We start from the raw sequence: 18,314 nt of genomic DNA on the forward strand, positions 1-18,314 counted from the left end.
GGTGGGGTTGAGATGAAAGAACGGTATCCATTATTTCAAATTATGAATAAAAATGGCGAATTGCTGGATCATGCATATGAAACGGAGATAACTGTAGACCAGGTTAAGTCATTTTATTATCACATGCTACGAATTCGTACATATGACCAAAAGGGGGTAGCCTTACAGAGGCAAGGACGGATAGGCACATATGTACCATTCGCGGGGCAAGAAGCAGCTCAGGTGGGAAGTGCATTAGCATTAGCTGATAAAGATTGGATGTTTCCAACATATCGAGATCATGGCGCATCATTAACATTCGGTGCAGATTTAGATAGGATGTTACTGCATTGGAATGGTCGTATTGAAGGTTGTTTGCCCTCTAGGGAAAAACATATTATGGCCGCTTCCATACCAATCGCTACACATTTACCCCATGCTGCTGGTGCAGCAATGGCTGAGACATATAAAGGAACAAAAAATGCAGCGATAGCTTATTTTGGTGATGGAGCAACATCCGAAGGGGACTTTCATGAAGGCATTAATATAGCTAGTGTATTTAAAGCACCTGTTGTATTCTTTAACCAAAATAATGGATTTGCGATTTCGTTACCAGTGAACAAACAAATGAATTCCCAGACAATTGCCCAAAAAGCAGAAGCGTATGATATTCCTGGTAAACGTGTTGACGGGATGGATATTTTTGCGGTTCATTTTGCTGTGAAAGAAGCGCTAGAAAGAGCCCGTTTAGGAGAAGGGCCAACGTTAATCGAAGCTGTTACAGTAAGATTCGGCGCGCATACAACAGCGGATGACCCTTCCAAATATAGAGATCAGGAAGAGATAAACCGTGTCCGAGAAGAGATAGATCCCGTATTGCGATTAGAGAAATATATGAAGCATTACAATATATGGGATGGTGATTGGGCAGCTACAATTACTAACGAAATCAAAGCAGAAATTGATGAGGCTATCCAGAGAATGGAATCTTATCAAAAGCCGAATGCAGCGGATATGTTTGACTATGTTTTTGAAAAACCAACATGGACGATCGAAAAACAAAAGGAAAGCATTATCTCGACAGGGAGGCAAAGCTGATTATGGTGATGTCAAAGGAGTTAGAGAAGAGGTCAGGGGTTAAAACAAATTCACTTACAGTTATTCAGGCAATAAATAACGGGTTACAAACAATGCTAGAACTGGATAATGACATACTTTTACTTGGGGAGGATATCGGAAAGAATGGTGGAGTGTTCCGCGCAACAGATGGGTTGCAGCAGAAGTTTGGAGACCACCGTGTTATTGATACACCATTAAGTGAGGCAGGTTTTGTAGGAACAGCAGTTGGTATGGCCTTGAATGGGCTAAAACCAGTAGTTGAAATCCAGTTTTTAGGGTTTATTTATCCTGCTTTGGAACAAATCGCCACCCATGTCACTAGGACTCGTACACGTACGTTAGGACATTATCATATACCAATGGTGATACGCGCACCATATGGTGCAGGGGTAAGATCACCGGAAATTCATTCTGATAGTGTAGAAGCTCTCTTTACACATTTGCCAGGTATAAAAGTTGTTTGCCCTTCTAATGCTTATGATGCCAAGGGATTGCTTATTGCAGCAGTTGAAGATCCTGATCCTGTGTTATTCCTGGAGCCGATGCGTCTATATCGAGGTCAACGGGAAGAGGTACCTATGAATGCTTATCGGATTGAGCTTGGAAAGGGAAAAACTTTGCAAGCAGGGGAAGATGTTACTATTCTTGCCTGGGGTGCCATGCTCCCAATTGTAGAGGCTGCTGTAGAGGAAATGAAACAGTATCAGATATCCTGTGATGTCATCGATCTCCGGACATTATACCCGCTAGACAAAGAGATTATTGCCGGCTCGGTTCAGAAAACCGGTAGAGTTGTTATTGTACATGAAGGCCATGAGACAGGTGGCGTTGGAAGCGAGATTATATCTATTATCAATGATACTTCTTTTCTCTTTCTCAAGGCTCCGATTGAAAAGGTAACTGGCTTCGATGTGCCAGTTCCGTTATTCGCCTTGGAAAATGATTATTTGCCAACAAAGGAACGTGTGTCGAAAGCCATAAAACAAGTTTACGAGTTTTAGGAGGTGAGCTGGTGGTTCAAATAAAATTTACGGATATTGGTGAAGGAATGAATGAGGGTGAAATTATTCATTACTTTGTTGATGTAGGTGATGAAGTAGAGGTAGATCAGCCGCTTGTAGAGTTACAGACAGATAAAATGGTTGCTGAGATTCCTGCACCTTCAGCAGGAAAGATTAAATCAATCTATTATGCAACTGGAGATATTGTAACGGTTGGCACCGTAATAATGGAAATTGATACAGGCAAAGATGCTGTAATCACAACGAAAGCTGAACAGCAAGTATTGGTGGATGAAGGGGCAGCATCAGCTTTAGATAGTCAAAATTCATTCCGTAATCCCTATAATCGAATATTAGCAGCTCCTTATACGAGAAAGATTGCTAGGGAGCTAGGTATTGATATTGAACAGATTAAGGGAAGTGGTCCAGCTGGGCGCGTCTTAGAGGAAGATGTCTATCGATTCAGCAACCAGTCAAATGCTTGCAACGATAATCAAGGGGAATCACATACCGGTATAAGGGAGGATGCTGAGGGCACAACGATTCCTTTCAAAGGCATCCGAAAGCAAATTGCGACTAAAGTCAGCCATTCCTTGCTGACAATTCCACATGTTACCCATTTTGATGAAGTAGATGTGACGAACCTTAATGAGCTTAGAAAGACGTTAAAGCTATCAGGAGATAGTATTTCCCTCGCTGCATTTCTGGTTAAAGCAACGGTTATTTGTTTAAAAGAGCATCAGCTATTTAATGCAAGATTAGATGAGGAAAATGAGGTTATCCGACTTTTAACCGATTACCATATGGGGATAGCTACAAACACAGAAGCAGGGTTATTAGTTCCGGTCATTTATGATGTAGATCAGAAATCCATTCGAACGATTAACAAGCAGATGAAGGAATTAACCATAAAAGCAAGAGAAGGGAAATTAACAGCAGGCGACATGAAGCATGGTACCTTTACTGTTAATAATGTGGGCCCACTTGGTGGTACAGGAGCTACCCCAATTATTAATCATCCACAGACTAGCATAATGACATTTTATAAGACAAAAAGAATGCCCATTGTCTTGGATGATGATGAAATAGCAATTCGTTCGATAATGAATATATCCGTGTCATTTGATCATCGGGTTATCGATGGGGCTCAATCGATTGCCTTTACAAATCGATTTATTGAATTAGTTGAAAACCCAAACAAGTTATTATTGGAGTTGATCTAATTGGTAGTAGGAGAATTTGCAGAGCACCGCGAATTAATAATCATAGGTGGAGGACCAGGAGGTTATAATGCAGCTATTCGTGCAGCCCAGCTAGGAATCCAGGTAACCGTAATTGAACAGGACCAGCTTGGTGGTACTTGTTTAAATAGAGGGTGTATACCTTCAAAAGTTTTCAGCCATGCTGCCCAGCAAGTGGCTTCTGTAGCAGACTTCCAATCATTTGGCATATGTGTAGGAACACCAGCTGTAGACTTTGCTCAATTAATTTCGTATAAAGATCAGATCATCCAGCGATTGAGATCCGGGGTTGAGAATTTATGTCAGGCAAATAAAGTAGAAATTATTCGTGGAAGGGCAAATTTCATTAACGATAATCGAATTGGTGTGGAATTAGGGCATCGTTTTGAACTGTTTGATTTTAATCAGGCAATCATAGCTACTGGCAGTACTGCTGTAATGCCATCCACAATAGGTGAAAACGATCGGATTTTGGTTGGTCATACTGTATATGAATTGAATGAAGTGCCAGAGGAGCTGATTGTTTATGGTAGTGATGCTTATGCTTTAGAGGTAGCATGCAGTTTTCATAAGCTAGGATCTGCTGTTTCGATGGTGCTTGATAACAAGGATTTTTCATTTGACCATACGATTAATCGTGAATTAAGGCGAGTTCTAAAGAAGGACAAAATAAAAGTCTATAGGGGATATCAATTAGAAAAGGTAAGCTCGGATTCGAATTATGTCCAGGTGGGATTACTGAAGAATAATCAAAAGGAGATATCTCTTTCAGGTACACATCTTTATATGGCAACAGCATTGCAGCCAGCAACTACTTCACTGGAGCTTAATAGACTGGGGGTTAAATGTTCGGATCATGGATTTATACAAGTAGATAAACAATTGAGGACTTCGGTTCCATCGATATTTGCTATTGGTGATGTTACTGGTGGAACATTTTCAGCGACAAAGGCAATGAAACAAGGTAAGGTTGCAGCGGAAATTATTGCTGGGAAGCCAAGTGAGGTTGATCTAACGATGATGCCTACCATTGTTCGCAGTGTTCCTCCGATAGCTACAGTTGGGTTAACAGAAGAAGAAGCGAAAGAACAGGGGTTTCAAGTAAAAACAAGTCAATTTAGCTATAGTGGAAATAGTTATGCAATGATTTCGAATCAAAAAAGTGGCGTAGCAAAGGTTATAAAAGATAATAATTCGGATCTACTACTAGGCGTTCATACAATCGGTGCGAATGCAATAGAATTAATCGGTTCTGGAATCACCGCTTTAGAAATGGCTGGAAGAGATGAAGACTTAAGATTCCCCTTATATCCTCATCCTAGTTATAATGAGATATTGCTTGAAGCAATGGAGGGATTGTCGGATAGCGCTATTCATATGAAACCTGTAGAAAGCCAGCTAGAAAAAAGTAAATAAAGCAAAAGGGTTCTCTAGTTATAAGATAGCTAGATTATAATGAAATAAACAAGATAAAAATTGGCTGGCTCTGGCTTTTGCAGGGAGTCGGTTTTTTATTGTATAGGAAATTATAACACCGTGATTCCTTTATCTCCGTTGACTCGCTCTAGTCGCTACGTTTCTAATTGGGTACTTACGCTTTTGTTATCCCGCATACAACCGGCAGTAAGACCCCCACTTCAAGGAATAAAGTGAAACCAATATGGGTAAGTTGGGGATCAACTGCTGCCAGCAAATGTCCGATTGGATCAAAGGCTTTTAGGTCATACTCTTGTGGTACGAACAATCCGTGGAGGATAAATAAACCCTCCCTGATTGAAGTTTCACTTTAAGATAGCTAAATGAATAGGAGTCTCAAGTTAACTTGATTCTATAGGTAGTCAATAATTTTATCAAACTGTATGATTATTTTTGTATAATAGATATTGTGATTTATCTCGCATACAACTGGCAGTAAGACCCCCACTTCAAGGAATAAAGTGAAACCAATATGGGTAAGTTGGGGATCGATTGCTGCCAGTAAATGTCCGATTAGTTCAAAGGCCTTTAGGTCATACTCTTGTGGTACGAACAATCCGTGGGGGATAAACAAAACCCCACTGATTGAAGTTTCACTTTTTTTAACGTAAGGAAAAATAGGGATTGTTAGGAGAAAAGAGATGCGAAAAATAAGCTTTAATGATATTTATACGGAAAGTCACCTGGTAGTGGGAACTGAATTGTATTCGCATTATCATAACCCAGAGATGTTAATTCAATATGATAGTAATTATCTTCAATTTCATCGAATGCCCACGCTACAAGAGTTTATAGAGGCAGCAACGTATTTGAAGGAATTTCACCAGAAAAATGGACAGAAGCATGTTAAGTTTTATTTTCCTGAAAATCGTAAGCCATCAGAAGAATTAATTCAGTTTTTTCATCATCAATCTTTTGAGTATGGTTATTTAGAGTTATATGCTATTCAACCAGAACAATTTCCTATTACAGATAATCATCTCGATATTACGATACGAATCGTATCGGAAGTAAACTTCGATGACTATTTACAGGTACAATATGAACAGGATTTAGAATTCGGTGAAGAATTTGCAAAGGCAAAACCTGCTCTATATCGACGGCATTTTCAAGATGAAACGTTTATGCAAATTATGTCATATTATCAGGGTACAGCTGTCGGTTCGTTGGAAGTAATCATAAAAGAAGATACTGCTGAAATCGATGGGTTACACGTGCACCAGGCATTTCGTAAAAAGGGAATTGCTCAGCGATTACAAAAGTTTGTAATGGATCAATTCCCTAATAAAACCATTATATTAGTTGCTGATGGTGAGGATACTCCGAGAGAAATGTATATTCGCCAAAATTATCGTTATCTCGGATTCCAATATGAAGTACAAAAGGTTGATCTAAAAAAAGATGAATAACCTGGAGGGAAATCATTCCATGAAACATGTTTTGGTAGTAGGCGGAACAGGGATGCTAGCAGATGTAGTGAGCTGGTATGCTAATCAGTCAAACTATGTTTCTGTGATTGCTAGAGAGGAAGAAAAAGTAAAACGTATAAAGCATTCTACTAAACAGCAGAAACATATATATCCGATCTATGTTAATTATCGGCAAATAGAGAAACTAGAGGAACAACTTAAAACAGCAATTTTGATGCTCGGTCTGATACAACAAGTCGTTGCTTGGGTAAGGTCAGATGCCAAAGAAACATTAAAATCAATCATTAAAGTAGTTACTGATCAATTATCGGATTGGCAGCTCTTTCATATCATTAATAGTAGTGCAGATAGTGAACGAATAAAGGATTATTTATATGTGCCAGCAAATTGTCAGTATCGCCAAATACAATTGGGCTTTAAGGTCGTAAGCAACTATTCAAGATGGCTGACAAATCAAGAGATAAGCCAAGGTGTTATCGAAGGTATTCAGCAGGAAAGAAATACAATGTTACATATTGTTGGACAGGTAGAGCCTAGTGACAAATGACCATAAGTAGTGGGGAGTAATAATTTAAAACTTGAGTGTCTAGATATACAGGAAGATAGTTGTTTTTATATGACATGTTAGGGGAATACTTATTTTAGTAATCAGTGTGGGTGCTTATGAGACTTATTAAATGCAAATAACTTAGTTTAGAATCGAAAAGGGGCTGGGACAAAACACAACGTCTTTACTCAAAATACGAATAATCATATTATCAATAGGAGTATCATTACCACACCGTGAAACTATACGCGCTTTCCACGGGCGCGGCCCCAGCTAACTTGGTGAAGAAAAACATGTTACCACGTGGATCTTCGGACGCCTGCTATTCCCGCCGGAGTCTCGCTTATTTCGGGTGCTAAATGAATGATTTTAATCAAAAAGCGAAAAGATAATTAATTTAAACTAATTATCTTTTCGCTTTTTATTGTTTCTTCATTCTTTTGTCTCTGCTTCTGTTCTTAGCTGGGAGTTTTTGTTTTTAATTGTCAATACATAACATGTCAACGGTCATTAGTCAGCTTAGCTCTCATGCGAGTGATGTTTCCTTAATAGCAAATCATTGCAAATGTGTTATCTCCACTGCTCCATGTTCCATACTTGTGTTATCCAATTTTCATAAAATGTAGGTTCATGGGATACAAGAATAACACTTCCCGTATAGTTTTCTAGTGCTTCCTGAAGTGCTTGCTTTGTTACAACATCTAAATGATTCGTTGGTTCATCCAAAATGAGGAAATTACTCTTTGCTAACATTAATTTACATAAACGGACCTTTGTTTGTTCCCCTCCACTAAGTGAAGAGAGTGGTTGGAAGATATGTTCGGTTTTGAGTCCGCATCTTGCAAGGTTTTGTCGTACTTCCTTTTGTGTTAAGTGTGGAAAAGCTGACCAAATTGTTTCTAATGCAGTAGTTTTGGCAATGGACGGCATTTCCTGCTCGAAATATGCTGGTAAAACCCTCTCGCCGATGGTAATGGAACCATCTAGTGCTGTTAACTCACCAAGTAATGTTTTTAATGTGGTTGTTTTTCCAATTCCATTATGTCCAACAAGCGCTACTTTTTCACCACGCTCCAATTTTAAATTTACATTGGAAAACAATGGTTTATCATAGCCGATTTGTAGATTTTCAGTTTGCAGTAATTTATTGACTGGTTGGTGAGATACGGTAAATGAAAACATTGGTTTGGGATTATTTGTCGGTTTATCCAGACGTTCCATTTTTTGTAGCTTTTTTTCCCGACTTTTTGCCATCTTGGCAGTCGATGCGCGTGCTTTATTTTTTTGTACATATGTTTCAAGCTTTTGAATCTCTGCTTGTTGTTTTTCATATTGTAAATGAATTTGTCGCCTTCTTAATGCATAGGCCGCTGAAAATTGTTGATAGTTTCCTGTGTATCTTGTTAAGTTTTTATGTTCTAAATGATAGATCACCTGAACGACCTCATTCATAAAATGAGTATCATGTGTGATTAGGATAAATGCATAGGGATACGCTTGTAAATAATTGGTTAACCAATCGATATGTGCAGTATCTAAATAGTTTGTTGGCTCATCAAGCAAAAGTACATCGGGCTTCTGTAAAAGCAGCTTAGCAAGTAATAATTTAGTACGCTGTCCACCACTTAACATACTCACATCTCTATCTAGTCCTAATTGGGTTAGTCCGAGTCCTGCAGCAACTTCTTCGATAGAAGCTGGAATGGTATAAAAATCATGTTGATCGAGCAAGGTTTGTAGTTCACTATACCGTTTCAATATGTTATCCAAATTATCAGTATGAGGATTCGCCATTTGTTCACTAAGGTCTTCCATTTCCTTCTCTGCATCAAATAATGTTTGAAATGCTCCTTGTAGAAATAGACGAATACTAGTTCCAGAAGTTAAATGAATATGTTGCTCGAGATTACCGATATGTGCTTTAGGATGCCATTCGATGGTTCCCTCATCAGCAATTAATTCTCCAGTTAACAGTTGAAAGAGGGTAGATTTGCCTGCGCCATTTGGTCCAACTAACCCGATATGTTCCCCTTTTAACAGGCGAAATGATACATCTTTTAATACTATTTTATCTCCGTAACCATGTGTCAAAGCATTTACATCTAATAAACTCATAATACCTTTCGCTCCTTGTTAATTTTATCTAAAAGCCAGCAAGTACAAGGAGGGATATACCATAAGAAACAAAAACTGGACAGAGCGTATGGACGCCCTGCCCAGTGTATAAATGGTAAATACTTAAAAAGTATACACCATGGTTATCCAATGAGTTCAGGTGTTTATCCGCTGCTTGTAACTTGCGATTGGCTTGCTAAAAATGGGCATACGTATCCCGTATTTAGGCAATAGCAAGTTGAAGCACAGCAGATAAAAACATAAATAACCTTCACTCCTTTAATCATAGTACATCCAGATTACCACGATTGGTTCTCAAACGCAAGCCTAGTTGTAGTATTATGGGAGACGTTGGTTTAGGGTTTTAGGTTAGATAGGCTAGACAAAAACTAGGTTCTCACTTTGTGATTATTAACATGACCTTTAAAAATATAATTATGGGTAATAGTTGCATTTATTTAGTTTAGTATCTATACTAATTGGTATGAAGAATAATAATTATAAGCAATTAGAGGATAGTAGCCATAGTATTGGTAAGTTAATCTTTCAACTTCGACGCCTGGAACGTAATCCTCGAACCTTCAGTGATGCGGGTACTTTGACTCCAAGTGAGATTCATGCAGTAGATGCAATTGGAGAAGACAGAAATATACTAATGAGTCAATTGGCTGATCGACTGGGAGTGACAAAAGGTGCAATTACACAGGTTGTAGGGCGTTTAGAGAAGAAGGGGATTGTGTGTCGAACCCCACACCCTGAGGATTCAAGGGCTGTAGAGATTTCATTAACAGAAAAGGGAGTAGTAGCATATCAGGCACATAGGAGACTGCATCAGAATTTTTATCGAAAGCTGAGAGAACAATTAAGTTCAGACGAAATCGCCATTTTTGAAAAATGTGTAAAAACATTTACGAGTATATTAAACGAAGAAAATGATGGTGAATAGTCACGAGCAATCAGTGGCAATCAAAAACTGCTGATTGCAATTTTTTTAAACATTTAGTTTAGAAGCTAAACTAAAAAACTTGCGGGTCCATTTTAAGACTACATGGTGTGTCTTTTAATTCAATCTTATTTTTAAAGGAGGAGTATACTATGGGTGTTATTTTTGCTATTTTATCAGCCTTTATGTTTGCTGTTAACAATGTAGTTGTAAAGAAAGGAATAAAGCGAGCTCCTCATAGTGATAACGGCTTGTTTATAACAGTTCTGATAAATGTAATTTTATTAGGTGTTCTTTGTTTCATTGTAATGGGGTTAAGGGGGTGGGACTTTCATTTTTCATGGGAAGCTTTCTTCTTCTTTTTACTTGCGGGATTGTGTACTACTGGAATAGGTAGGCTAACATTGTTTTCAAGTATTTCCTATATTGGTCCATCGAAGGCTTCTGCTATTCGAAATTCTACTCCTATTTTTACAACTATATTTGCTCTCATTTTTCTTAATGAAGAGATTACATTATTACCGGGAATTGGTATGGTTCTATTACTTGCGGGAGTATTAAATGAGGGGTTTCGATTGAATAGGATAGAAGCATCGAAACATCAACGCGATCCAAAAAGGTATTCGTATATGGGATTTGGATTAGCGGTATTCTCTGCCTTGATCTTCGGAGTTGGCCAAGGAATTAGAAAACAAGGTTTAATCGAAATGAATGATGCTTTTTTTGGTGTATGGGTGGGGACACTGGCTTCTTTAGTTTTCGTTATTTGTTATCAATCCATTCGTGGAGAGTTTATTACTAATATAAAGAAAAATGTTAGGGTAATTAATCCTTACTACCTTATTTCTGGTGTATTAACAAGTATAGGTCCGTTGTTCTTCTTCCTAGCAACTCAAAGAATGCAGGTTTCATATGTAAGTGTTATTGCCGCTGCTGAACCAATACTAACTATATTCCTAACCACAGTAATTTTTAGAGGGATTGATTCAGTTACCAAGTATACTTGGATAACCATAACAATGATGTTCCTTGGAACAGTACTCATTGTAATTCATATCTAGCCATTTTATAAAAGAGAAAGGAAGAAACAATATGAAGGACCATATACTTGTCGTAGGTGGGTATGGCCATGTAGGAAGATTGATTTGCCAACAGCTGGGGAATTTATATCCTGACAAAGTAATCGCCGCTGGAAGAAGCTTTAGTAAAGCAAGAGAATTTTGCAGTACAACAAATGGCTCGGTGATACCTCTTGAATTAGATATAACAAAGTCGTTACCATCAGATTTATTTGAAACAGTAAGGATAGTAGTAATGTGCCTTGATCAAAAAGATACAGGTTTCATACAGGCTTGCTTTGCAAATAACGTAGATTATATTGATATTTCTGCAAATCATTCATTCCTATCGCGTATCGAAGAACTACAAACAGAAGCAATGAATCATAAAACAGCTGCAGTGTTAAGCGTTGGTTTAGCCCCAGGACTTACAAATCTATTAGCTCGTCATACAAAAAGCTACCTAGATAATACAGAGGAAATGGATATATATGTCATGCTAGGATTGGGAGATCGACATGGTAGGGCAGCGATTGAATGGACAATAGATAATCTGAATACAAGATTTCAGGTTTATTCAAATTGGGAAAAGGTCAATGTGGACACATTTAGCAGTGGGAAAACTACATATTTTGGTAAGGAGCTTGGAGAAAGAAAGGGATATCGTTTTTATTTTTCAGATCAAAATTCCCTTCCTCATACCTTGCAGATACCCACTGTATCTACTCGACTATGCTTTGATTCCAAAGTTATAACGTATGTAATCATGTTACTTAAACGAGTAGGAATATTTCGTTTAATAAAATATCAATCTATACGAAAAGTGATGGTATGGCTTTTCAGTAAAATCAGATGGGGAAAGGAGTTATATGCATTGAAAATCGATGCATTTGGAGAGGTTAGTGGTAAAAGAGTGAAAGCGGAGTGTAGCATTCAAGGTCGGCAAGAAGCTTTGTTAACTGCTAAGATAGCAGCTAAGCTTACAGAAAAACTATACACTATGAAAGGATTGAATGGAATCTATCATCTGGAAGAGCTTTTTGACATAGATTCATTCTATCCAGATGTCATAGCACCCCATGTTCGTATAACTGAATATAGAAATAATAGTTAATTTAAAGGCTACCAATAGCTATAACCAGTCATATCAGAAGTAGAAAGCAACAGAAAAATAATATTTTGCAAGCAGAAGATGTCGTCCTTAGCATGAGCTTACTGTAGAAAATAATAGTGCTTGTGTATAACCAATTCAAATCTAGTATTTTAACAGCTTTTTTTGAAAAGGGAACGGGACATAACTAAAATGGTCCATTCCAAAACACAATGTACTAGCCCGGAACTATATGTAGACTCCTAGAAAAGACGAGCGCTTTTTTCTGCTTGCGATGTATTGCCTAGCAAGGGGAGGGCTGACAGCCGCCAGAGGAATACGAAGTATATTTCCGGAACCGCTTCGCTGTGTTTGGGCACTTTTATACTCGTTTCTGTCGATTTTTGTTCCTATAGGAGCTGCAAAACAGATTGTTGACAAAGATTAGTCTAAAGCCAGATCTGATTGAAGCTTCTGTAAATGCGCTTCAAATGTTTTTCTTTCTTTATCTGTTAAATGATTACCGCCATACCGTACGGCTTGATAAAGATAAAGTGGTGCATGCTGTACGCCTAAACGTTGAAACCATTCTTCGATTGTTTCGGTCGGCTTTCTTCCAATACCTTTTTTCTGTGCTTTTTTTTCAAATTTTAGTATCTGCTGACGAACTTGATCAAGTGAATTTGTACGAAATGGCGTCAGAAATCGACCTTTCTTTTTATTTGCATTTTTCTCTTTACTATCTAAAGGAGTGGAGGTAAACGGCGGTATATTTTCCTGTTTGTACGTAAAAACAGGTTTCTTACGATAGTATAAAAACAGGGAAATAACTAAAATTGCTCCCAAAGTTACGCCGATTAGCCAAAGCCAAGGGTAAGATGATTGCCCTCCGTCAGCTGCTAAATTTTTTAATGCTTCGAACGGATTATCCTCTTCTGCCATTTTTGCTACCATTTCTTCGTAATTTTCTTTTTTGTTGTTTTGAAAGAATTCAGGGTCGAATCCGGCTATGTCTATACCATTTGCGAAGATAGTACCGATGAAAACAATTACTTGGCTTATACCAAACCAAAGGAAGCTAATTACTGGTACTACTCCATAAAACATAAAGAACAAGGTAACGCTGATGATTGAAATTGCAATGAAAATTCCGACGATATATTGTAAGGAACTGAGGGACTGCTGCTGACTGGCTTGAATATGACTTGAAACATACCCAGCAATTAGAATGAATAATAGTACAGCTGCCATCCAGAAGTGAGTAGTGTCAAAAAACCAAACGGAATCAATCAGAAAAAAGAAAGCTAACCATGTGATTATATGAATCTGGTTTTGTACATCAGGGACTTGTTGATGTTTGAAAAATCTCCACGTCATATATAGCGAAAAAGCAAGGCTAATTAAAATAGGATACGAAAATATCAACACTAATATTGCCCAGTTTATACTGATTGAAACAATAAAGAAGATTTGATTGTTCATAAATTTACTAAGTGTAGTCTGAATGATGATGAGCAGTACTACCGCAATAATGAAACTCCATGAAGGGACGGGAAAAGCAGACTGTACAAAAAAAGGGACTAAAATAAAGTACAAAAGAATTCCTTCATAGAATAACTGATAGTATTTTGTCATTTTAGTTTTTATCCACATGTTTTAAAACCCCTCATTTGGGAATTTGTTGGAGGGTGTTACTCTCCTCTGATCCTGCAATAAAATAACACCTCTTGCCTTGTGTATTCCATTTTCGAATGAGTAATTCACTAGCTGATGTGATTTCACCAACGAAGACAATTAAATTTGAATCTGCCATTTTTGTTGTAGCCTGATGCAGCACTTCCTCCATTTTCATTATATTAGAAGTTACTCCATCTACACGGGCAAGCATTTCCCATACTTTTTTTAGCTGATTATTACCTTGATTTAACTCAACATGGTAGGGTTTATTCCCATACTGTTTCAAATTAATATAAATGGAGAAAGGATACCCTTGCTCGGTAATACTTTGGCAAAGGAAAGCTGCTTTTGAAATGATGGACTCTAGATCTCCACTGGTATAGCGATTGCCAATTTGCGAAGTCAAGGAAATATTGACAAAAATGGTCCATGAAATATTACGGTTGCGTTCATATATTTTAGTTTGTAATTTGTTTCTTTTGGCTGATGCCTTCCAATGTACTCGAGAAAAGGAATCTGACGGTATATAATCCCTAGTGCCGAGCGGGTGAAGGAGATCCTCAAATGGCGACAATAAGGTCGCCTGGTTTCCGAATGTCATCTGTTTAAAGCTTTCCATTCCATGTACGGGCAATGGGGTTGGATAGATAATAATCTCTGTTTGATATTTTTGAAGGTACGTCAAGTGTATAGCTTCAAAATTCAGGAGGTGAGGAAATACGATACCAACATTAGAAACACCTGTGACACCACGTTCCATCGCTTTAATCGGTATAGCTAGCTTAACAGAACTTTTCCCTTTTAATACAAAGGGCACACGAAAGGAAATGCGTCTCATTCTTTCTGCTGCTATTTCCTTGTTTGTTCCAGCTACCTTTTGGTTTGTTTGCATCTCGAATGTACCGTTAAAATAGGGAAGGAAAGACTTGTTTTTTAGTACAATTTCAATAGTGGCTTCTTCTCCCTCTGTTAAGCGGAGTGTTCTTTTAGGATTCTCTATGATAAGTCCCTTTGCAATATTCCTATCATAGATCAATCCGAGAAAGATAAGCAATAAGATCATTCCAGCGAACATGAAGATAAAAGGCTGTTTTATCCAAACACTTAGGATAACCAGTATGAGAGTTAAAATAATTAACAGTCCTCGTATTTTCACTTTGTTATCAGTAGTGTTTATTTGCCATTGCATAATTAGTGAGACTCCAATTCCACAGGTACGTTAACCTGTCCTAAGATTTCGTACAGAACATCTTGGCTAGATTTTTTAATCGACCCTTCTAGTGTAAGCATCATTCGATGTGAAAGTATATATGGTGCCAACTCTTTTATATCCTGAGGATTAACAAAATTTCGAGCTTGTAAATAAGCATGTGCTTGGGCTGCTCGCATAAAGGCTAGTGCTCCACGTGTGCTTGCACCTAGTATACTATCAGGGTGGGTTCTCGTTTCCTGAATAATCTCTAATAAGTAATCCTTCACGACATCTGATACTTCTACGTGCATAATTTCCCGTTGCATCTTAATTATTTCTTCTGCTTGTAACAACGGTTGAATATTGTCAATTGGGTCATTCAACTGATTTGTAGACAAAATGCTTTTCTCCTGATTTGCTGTTGGGTATTGTAAAGGAATCTTCATTAAAAAACGATCTAATTGGGCCTCGGGTAACGGGAAAGTACCTTGATTCGATTCAATTGGATTCTGTGTTGCAATTACGAGAAAAGGAGAATTTATATGAATGGTTTCTCCCTCAATGGTTGTTTGTTGTTCTTCCATGACTTCCAATAGACTTGATTGCGTACGAGGAGTGGCACGATTAATTTCATCCACTAGTAATACATTAGTCTGGATGGGGCCAATCCTCATTTCAAATGACTGTGACTTTGGATTAAAGAATTGGATACCAGTAATGTCGCTAGGCAAAACATCTGGGGTAAATTGAACACGCTTGAAATCCACATTACTTATTTTGGAAAAGGACTTAGCAAGTTTTGTTTTACCAGAACCAGGCGTACTCTCCAGCAAGATGTGTCCCTTTGCCAATAATGAAACAAAGATAAGATGAACGACTTTTTCTTGTCCGATAATAACTTGGTTTAGTATTTCTTTTGCTCTGTTTACTTTTTCGATCATATTATGTACCTCCGAGTGATAGAATCCAAAAAATTAAACTGAGACTATTATACCACTACTAAACTTCTTTTTTCCATATTTTCTAACTATTTAAACGAAAGATGTTATACTTAAAGTATTTTAGAATGGAGGAGATAAGTTGCGTTCTGTGGATCAAATAATGAATCTAGTATTAGCTGTTGCTAAAGCGGATAATCGTATACGTGCTGTAGGAATGAATGGTTCGCGTACAAATGCGAATGCACCAGTCGATCCATTTATGGATTATGATATTGCTTTTTTAGTAAATGACATACAATCTTTTATGAAAGACACAGGTTGGATTGATGTGTTTGGTGAACGGATAATTATGCAAACACCTGAAGATATGAAGCTGTTTCCTCCAGAATTGGGAAATCGATTTTCCTATTTAATGTTATTTACCGATGGTAATCGAATTGATCTTACATTAGTACCCATTGAGGAGATGGAAATTTATCTAAATGAAGATTCGTTAACGAAGATAGTGTTAGATAAAGATAATCGTATCTCAGAACTACCATTTCCAACCGATCAGGATTATTGGGTAAAGCCACCAACAGCTGCATTCTTCGCTGACTGTTGCAACGAATTTTGGTGGGTAACAACTTATGTGGCAAAAGGGTTATGGCGTTGCGAAATGCTTTATGCGATGGGTCATATGAATCTTGTTCGATCGATGCTACGTAAAATGTTAGAGTGGCATGTCGGAATAGAAACAAACTTTAAGATAAGTGTTGGAAAAAACGGTAAATATTTAAAGCGATACTTGCAGGAAGATACGTGGTATCAGTTATTACAAACATATCCTGAAGGGAACAATGATTCATGCTGGCGAGCATTGTTTGTGATGTGTGAGTTGTTTGAAAAAACATCACAGCTGGTGGCAAACGTATATGATTTTACATATCCTCGTCAAGAAGCACAACAAGTGCTCGAATTTCTACAACATGTAAAGAAATTGCCTAATGATGCCACTGAAATTTAAGAATGCACACGGAAAGGAATAATTTCATGTTTAGGTATAGAGCTGTCATTGGACAGCTCTTAGCTCTGCCATAAATTTACTCATATCGGTTATATTCCAATTCCCATGCTGGATTCCAAACAATTTCCCAAAGGTGCCCATCAGGATCTTGAAAGTGACCAGAATAACCACCCCAAAATGTATCGTGAGCAGGGTCTGTTATGATAGCACCTGCATTTTTAGCTTGTTCCATAACTTCATCAACCTCTTCACGACTTTTAGTATTATGTCCAATTGTACATTCTGTTGAACTCGGTTCACCTAGTTCTATCTTGGCTTCGTGTGCAATATCCGTTCGTTTCCAGATAGCGAGCTTTATTCCTGCCTGCAATTCAAAAAAAGCAACTGCCCCATGCTCAAACTCACTACCAACAATGCCTTCTGTAGGTAGTCCAAGGCCGTCCCGATAGAATTGAAGTGAGCGTTCTAGATCATCTACGCCCAATGTAAGAACAGTTATAGATGGTTTCATATTTCCTACCTCCAGAACAAATTATATAGGAAGATACTTAAAATTCCTTAATATTCGTAATGCTTGTAATGTGAGTATGCCTTTCCATTCTTTTTCTGCTATGGGCCAATCGTTTTCATATTGGTGCCATTCCCAGTTAGGTGCCCATGCGCCATCGGTTGCCTGTTGACCTATTAGATGATCTAGTTCCATTGGAAGTATATTGGCGAATTTACGATAATGTGTTGATTTGGGCGAATCAATAATTTGTAATGGTCCTGCCACATATCCTTCTCTCTTTGCAGGATCTGCAATGACACAATTATTAATAAAGCGCTGTAGCCTATCCTCGATTTTTGTACGTTTCTTCGTATTTAGCTTAAGCTGTTCGTATAAGCGAAGGTAACAGAAAAGTTCATGCATCTCTGCTAAATCACAGGTCTCTAATAAATGCTGAATTGCATAATCAATGAGCATATCAAGTTTTTCGTAAGTTACTAGGTCCCGATATTGTATGAAGAAACCTACAATATCTGCATTTGGATTACCCCAATTGTCGGAGAATACACCATATTGCCACCAGATTGCACGTGGGGATCGCTCTGCCTCGACTGGAATTATATCCCATCCCGTATGATCATCTTGATAAGAAGTGATAAAGTAGTCAAGTGCTTGGCAAACAACATTCTTTTTTTCCTCGAATGCAGGTAATTCCCCAAGTATTCCAAGTGCATATGTCGTTGCTAATGCAGAGGATTCATTACAGCGAAGATCTGGTTCCAGTCCATGACCAAAACCTCCATCTGGATTTTGAAAAGCAATTAATTCTTGGAGTGCTTTTTTATAATTAGTAGCTTCAAACTCGTATTCATAAAGTGCTCGTTCAAGTGGTCTTGCATGATTTTTCATAAAATGTTGAGCGAGCTTGAAAGAACTTATATCCATTTTTTTTGTCATCGTGTTCACTCCTTTATATTGTGGTAAACACATAATAGCATAAGAATGAATG

The 18,314-nt window shown here is 37.8% G+C and carries 17 protein-coding genes; 10 read left to right on the forward strand and 7 right to left on the reverse strand.

The genetic code is table 11. The features are described from left to right. Positions 1-12: 12 nt before the first annotated feature. The 4 genes from pdhA to D9782_RS06860 are packed head-to-tail and all read left to right on the forward strand — an operon-like array spanning position 13 to position 4,756. On the forward strand, positions 13-1,077 hold the full coding sequence (gene pdhA / locus D9782_RS06845) for a pyruvate dehydrogenase (acetyl-transferring) E1 component subunit alpha (RefSeq protein ID WP_026680046.1): 1,065 nt from the start codon (positions 13-15) through the stop codon (positions 1,075-1,077). Between the two features lie 2 nt (positions 1,078-1,079). Further along, on the forward strand, positions 1,080-2,099 hold the full coding sequence (locus D9782_RS06850) for an alpha-ketoacid dehydrogenase subunit beta (RefSeq protein ID WP_026680047.1): 1,020 nt from the start codon (positions 1,080-1,082) through the stop codon (positions 2,097-2,099). Positions 2,100-2,110: 11 nt separating this feature from the next. Beyond that, positions 2,111-3,322: a dihydrolipoamide acetyltransferase family protein gene (locus tag D9782_RS06855; protein ID WP_026680048.1), complete on the forward strand. Its 1,212-nt coding sequence runs from the start codon at positions 2,111-2,113 to the stop codon at positions 3,320-3,322. Continuing rightward, positions 3,323-4,756 carry a dihydrolipoyl dehydrogenase family protein gene (locus tag D9782_RS06860; protein WP_121604374.1) on the forward strand — a complete coding sequence of 478 codons (1,434 nt, stop codon included), beginning with the start codon at positions 3,323-3,325 and terminating at the stop codon, positions 4,754-4,756. 175 nt (positions 4,757-4,931) lie between these two features. Here D9782_RS06860 and D9782_RS22760 read toward each other — a convergent pair whose 3' ends face one another. Continuing rightward, positions 4,932-5,084: a hypothetical protein gene (locus D9782_RS22760; protein ID WP_162986344.1), complete on the reverse strand. Its 153-nt coding sequence runs from the start codon at positions 5,082-5,084 to the stop codon at positions 4,932-4,934. A gap of 373 nt (positions 5,085-5,457) precedes the next feature. Between D9782_RS22760 and D9782_RS06870 the strand changes: the two genes are divergently transcribed. Both D9782_RS06870 and D9782_RS06875 read left to right on the forward strand, forming a co-directional pair. Next, a complete protein-coding gene (locus D9782_RS06870) occupies positions 5,458-6,225 on the forward strand; it encodes a GNAT family N-acetyltransferase (protein WP_121604376.1) in 768 nt (255 codons plus the stop codon). A 19-nt stretch (positions 6,226-6,244) separates the two neighbouring features. Continuing rightward, positions 6,245-6,793, forward strand: coding sequence for a Rossmann-fold NAD(P)-binding domain-containing protein (locus D9782_RS06875; RefSeq protein ID WP_162986346.1), 549 nt, complete (start codon positions 6,245-6,247; stop codon positions 6,791-6,793). Between the two features lie 570 nt (positions 6,794-7,363). Here the strand turns inward: D9782_RS06875 and D9782_RS06880 are convergent. Beyond that, a complete protein-coding gene (locus D9782_RS06880; protein WP_026680052.1) occupies positions 7,364-8,908 on the reverse strand; it encodes an ABC-F family ATP-binding cassette domain-containing protein in 1,545 nt (514 codons plus the stop codon). 484 nt (positions 8,909-9,392) lie between these two features. Here D9782_RS06880 and D9782_RS06885 point away from each other — a divergent pair, with 484 nt between their 5' ends. The 3 genes from D9782_RS06885 (at position 9,393) to D9782_RS06895 (ending at position 12,023) form a co-directional block, all read left to right on the forward strand. Beyond that, positions 9,393-9,854: a MarR family winged helix-turn-helix transcriptional regulator gene (locus tag D9782_RS06885; protein ID WP_026680053.1), complete on the forward strand. Its 462-nt coding sequence runs from the start codon at positions 9,393-9,395 to the stop codon at positions 9,852-9,854. A gap of 149 nt (positions 9,855-10,003) precedes the next feature. Then, a complete protein-coding gene (locus D9782_RS06890) occupies positions 10,004-10,912 on the forward strand; it encodes a DMT family transporter (protein ID WP_026680054.1) in 909 nt (302 codons plus the stop codon). Between the two features lie 31 nt (positions 10,913-10,943). After that, positions 10,944-12,023, forward strand: a complete 1,080-nt coding sequence (locus D9782_RS06895) for a saccharopine dehydrogenase family protein (RefSeq protein WP_026680055.1) — start codon at positions 10,944-10,946, stop codon at positions 12,021-12,023. Between the two features lie 420 nt (positions 12,024-12,443). Here the strand turns inward: D9782_RS06895 and D9782_RS06900 are convergent, their stop codons facing one another. From D9782_RS06900 to D9782_RS06910, 3 genes are read right to left on the reverse strand one after another with little or no spacing between them, the layout of a single operon-like run. Next, on the reverse strand, positions 12,444-13,652 hold the full coding sequence (locus tag D9782_RS06900) for a DUF4129 domain-containing protein (RefSeq protein WP_026680056.1): 1,209 nt from the start codon (positions 13,650-13,652) through the stop codon (positions 12,444-12,446). A gap of 13 nt (positions 13,653-13,665) precedes the next feature. Next, positions 13,666-14,865: a DUF58 domain-containing protein gene (locus D9782_RS06905; RefSeq protein WP_026680057.1), complete on the reverse strand. Its 1,200-nt coding sequence runs from the start codon at positions 14,863-14,865 to the stop codon at positions 13,666-13,668. A 2-nt stretch (positions 14,866-14,867) separates the two neighbouring features. Beyond that, on the reverse strand, positions 14,868-15,809 hold the full coding sequence (locus tag D9782_RS06910) for an AAA family ATPase (protein ID WP_026680058.1): 942 nt from the start codon (positions 15,807-15,809) through the stop codon (positions 14,868-14,870). Between the two features lie 139 nt (positions 15,810-15,948). Here D9782_RS06910 and D9782_RS06915 point away from each other — a divergent pair, with 139 nt between their 5' ends. Beyond that, positions 15,949-16,815: an aminoglycoside 6-adenylyltransferase gene (locus D9782_RS06915; RefSeq protein ID WP_121604378.1), complete on the forward strand. Its 867-nt coding sequence runs from the start codon at positions 15,949-15,951 to the stop codon at positions 16,813-16,815. 76 nt (positions 16,816-16,891) lie between these two features. Here the strand turns inward: D9782_RS06915 and D9782_RS06920 are convergent, their stop codons facing one another. Continuing rightward, positions 16,892-17,326 (reverse strand): VOC family protein, encoded by a 435-nt coding sequence (locus D9782_RS06920; protein ID WP_026680060.1) that lies wholly within the window; start codon positions 17,324-17,326, stop codon positions 16,892-16,894. Between the two features lie 21 nt (positions 17,327-17,347). Then, positions 17,348-18,262, reverse strand: coding sequence for a hypothetical protein (locus D9782_RS06925; RefSeq protein WP_121605836.1), 915 nt, complete (start codon positions 18,260-18,262; stop codon positions 17,348-17,350). Positions 18,263-18,314: the final 52 nt, after the last annotated feature.

This window comes from Virgibacillus sp. Bac332, assembly GCF_003667785.1.
Taxonomy (GTDB): Bacteria; Bacillota; Bacilli; order Bacillales; family Amphibacillaceae; genus Virgibacillus; species Virgibacillus salarius.

Bases quoted from the DNA above. Each gene is read 5' to 3' on its own strand.
- D9782_RS06885 (WP_026680053.1), top strand. From the start codon at position 9,393: ATGAAGAATAATAATTATAAGCAATTAGAGGATAGTAGCCATAGTATT.
- D9782_RS06895 (WP_026680055.1), top strand. From the start codon at position 10,944: ATGAAGGACCATATACTTGTCGTAGGTGGGTATGGCCATGTAGGAAGA.
- D9782_RS06870 (WP_121604376.1), top strand. From the start codon at position 5,458: ATGCGAAAAATAAGCTTTAATGATATTTATACGGAAAGTCACCTGGTA.
- D9782_RS06875 (WP_162986346.1), top strand. From the start codon at position 6,245: ATGAAACATGTTTTGGTAGTAGGCGGAACAGGGATGCTAGCAGATGTA.
- D9782_RS06920 (WP_026680060.1), bottom strand. From the start codon at position 17,326: ATGAAACCATCTATAACTGTTCTTACATTGGGCGTAGATGATCTAGAA.
- D9782_RS06925 (WP_121605836.1), bottom strand. From the start codon at position 18,262: ATGACAAAAAAAATGGATATAAGTTCTTTCAAGCTCGCTCAACATTTT.
- pdhA (WP_026680046.1), top strand. From the start codon at position 13: ATGAAAGAACGGTATCCATTATTTCAAATTATGAATAAAAATGGCGAA.
- D9782_RS06850 (WP_026680047.1), top strand. From the start codon at position 1,080: ATGGTGATGTCAAAGGAGTTAGAGAAGAGGTCAGGGGTTAAAACAAAT.
- D9782_RS06905 (WP_026680057.1), bottom strand. From the start codon at position 14,865: ATGCAATGGCAAATAAACACTACTGATAACAAAGTGAAAATACGAGGA.
- D9782_RS06900 (WP_026680056.1), bottom strand. From the start codon at position 13,652: ATGTGGATAAAAACTAAAATGACAAAATACTATCAGTTATTCTATGAA.
- D9782_RS06890 (WP_026680054.1), top strand. From the start codon at position 10,004: ATGGGTGTTATTTTTGCTATTTTATCAGCCTTTATGTTTGCTGTTAAC.
- D9782_RS06910 (WP_026680058.1), bottom strand. From the start codon at position 15,809: ATGATCGAAAAAGTAAACAGAGCAAAAGAAATACTAAACCAAGTTATT.
- D9782_RS06880 (WP_026680052.1), bottom strand. From the start codon at position 8,908: ATGAGTTTATTAGATGTAAATGCTTTGACACATGGTTACGGAGATAAA.